At 46.3% G+C, this 2,406-nt stretch carries 1 protein-coding gene and 1 pseudogene (1 of these 2 only partly in view); both read right to left on the bottom strand.

Annotation, left to right across the window (positions count from 1 at the left end):
* Positions 1-1,033 (bottom strand): annotated as a pseudogene (locus F3741_05265) (hypothetical protein); it reaches 104 nt to the left of the window's first position.
* 5 nt (positions 1,034-1,038) lie between these two features.
* On the bottom strand, positions 1,039-2,403 hold the full coding sequence (locus tag F3741_05260) for a hypothetical protein (protein ID MZG30209.1): 1,365 nt from the start codon (positions 2,401-2,403) through the stop codon (positions 1,039-1,041).
* Positions 2,404-2,406: the final 3 nt, after the last annotated feature.

Here is a 2,406-nt window from a genome sequence, read left to right as displayed (position 1 = left end):
GACCAGAAATGATCACCACCTTTATATAACCATCCCACTCTATATCGTTGGGAACCACATTTTCTCCATCCAGAACCAATTCCGGGTTGCGCGCTTCTTTAAGGTCTACAACCGAGTCGCGGTTCAAGCGACAGTTCACCGCTGACATGGTTTTTGCCAGCCGGGCTTTTGCGTAAATAATATCGAGAGACACCAGGGTTGCCAGATTCATTTCCAGCGGTCCCTGGAACTGGCTAGTTTGAAGGGCCAGTGATTGCAGAATTTTCATTTTTTCCTGCACGATTTGAAGCCGGGCTATTTTCAATTGGTTGTTTAGAGGCACTATGGAAGTGGGTTCGATAAATAGAGTCTGTCCTGTTCCTGAACTATCATGCACAATGCCGTCTACTCTTGATTTGAACTCTGCCCGTACCGGGATGACCATGCGTTCTTCACGTTCTGTAACGTAGGAATCCTGCAGGGCTTCCCGGACGCTCTCTGAACTAAGCAGGCGTTGAAGTCGTTCCTCGAGCTTACTTTTCGCGGTTTCTGCATTGCGGTAAGCCTGTCGCAGTTCCGGTGTGGCATTTTCACGGATATTCCCTTCATCATCTATACAACGGACCAGGTCATTGTGAAATTCTTTTAAAGGATCAAGTTTTTCCAGCCGGAGGGTTAAACGCGGATAACTCGCTATATTGTTTTTTTCGCGGCAAAGGTTCCGGCACAAACGCAAAAGCTTTATGATTGAAAGGCATTGATCCGGTTCAATCATTTTCTGCTCATCCACTTCCTGAAATACCGGGGCAAGATCATCAAAACTGTCCATGGAGAATGTATCCAGAGAATCCAGTAGAGCCACCATTTCGGTTGTTTCTTCAAGCAGTGCTTGTGCAGAATCAAAATCGGTCTCAGGGTACAGTTGAAGACATTTTTCCCGGGTGATGGGAGAGCAAGCGTGAACCGAAAGTGCCGATACCACCCTGTCCCAGCCCAAAAGCTGCATGGATTTTTTGATCAGGCCGGTTGAATCAGCTGAAGTTTTGTTGCTCATGACCCTCACTTGCGGGAGAGTGTGAATATTTTTTGATTCGGCGTGGAGTTTTGGACCAGAGCGGACTCGAGAAGAATGCTAACCCTCGCATCATAGAGTCGGTTGGGATCGCGAAAATTTTTATACCCATACAAAAGAACCGCGAGATCTTTTTTAACTTTCTTTTTATAGCTGAGCTTTTTTTCCCCAGGAAGCATTGTGCCGCCCTGGAGTTGAATTTTTTGCGTTGTGATGGTGACAGGTTTTTCGAAGTCTACGGTTTCACTGTTGAAATACAGGTCATATTTAATAATGTGCTGGCCCATTACCTCGAACAGGTTCTGCCCTTTTCGAGTGGCAAACAACGTGGCGATTTTACCATCACGTTTGACGGGATTCGGACTTTCCGGACCAGGCAGTTCAAGCTGAGCAAGGTTTTTCCCTTCAATCAGCCTGGCCCAGTGAATCGCTCCCAAATGGTTGCCTTCTCGTGTCATGCGTACGACATCAGGGTTTAATTTCCGTTTCTGCTTGCCAACCCATTCCACCATTGCGGGCACTTCTGATTCAGGAAGGAAATGTCCTCCATGAGCCAACCCTTTTTCTCCGTGTTCCCTGAATTGAACAGGATATTTCATATCAGACAGAATTTTATGAACCCGCCTGCTGAGTTGAATGGGGAAGATGGGATCATGGGCACCTTGAATCATATAGATAGGAGTATTACGAAGGTTAACCAGGAAATGCATGTACCGGGGTGTGATACTGCCTGCTATGGGAATCAGCCCGGCAAAACGGTCGGGATAAAACATTCCTATCATGTACGCACCGATGGCACCATTGGACAACCCTGCAAGAAATATCCTGTCTGAATCTATATTGAACTTCTCACGTGTCTCATCAATCAGGTTCAGTACCATTTCCTCCGCGGGCCTGGCCCACCAGGCTGCCATAGGATATGTGGGGCACAGTACCGCTACTTTTTTATCAAAACGGTCAACCCAGGCTGGGATGGTGTTGGCACCGCTTCCGCCCAATCCATGTAGAACAACAACGAGGGGAACCTTTTCATCTGCTCCAGAGGATTCAGGAAGGAACAAGGCATATGGATAGTTTTTTCCATTATGTTTAATTTGTAAATTTTTTTGAAAACCGGCTGGTCCAGGGCTTCTTTTTTCCCGGTTTCGCAAGATGGATTTGATAGTGTCGTGTTGTACTTGATTAGACTTTAAACGGTTCAAGACCTGGCTTTCTACATCCGGGTCCTGAGTTGAAAGGAACAAATCCACTTCCGACTTGATATCCAGTGTTTCCCGTACTGTGCCTGAATCCTGAACCGCAGAGCACGACACAGAAATCAGGGCAATTATAATAAATTTTAAAATATTCATAGT

It is taken from the genome of Nitrospinota bacterium, assembly GCA_009873635.1.
Classification (GTDB): domain Bacteria; phylum Nitrospinota; class Nitrospinia; order Nitrospinales; family VA-1; genus LS-NOB.
The sequence above is the reverse complement of the archived record's forward strand: the minus strand, read 5'-3'. Positions and strand labels throughout refer to the sequence as shown.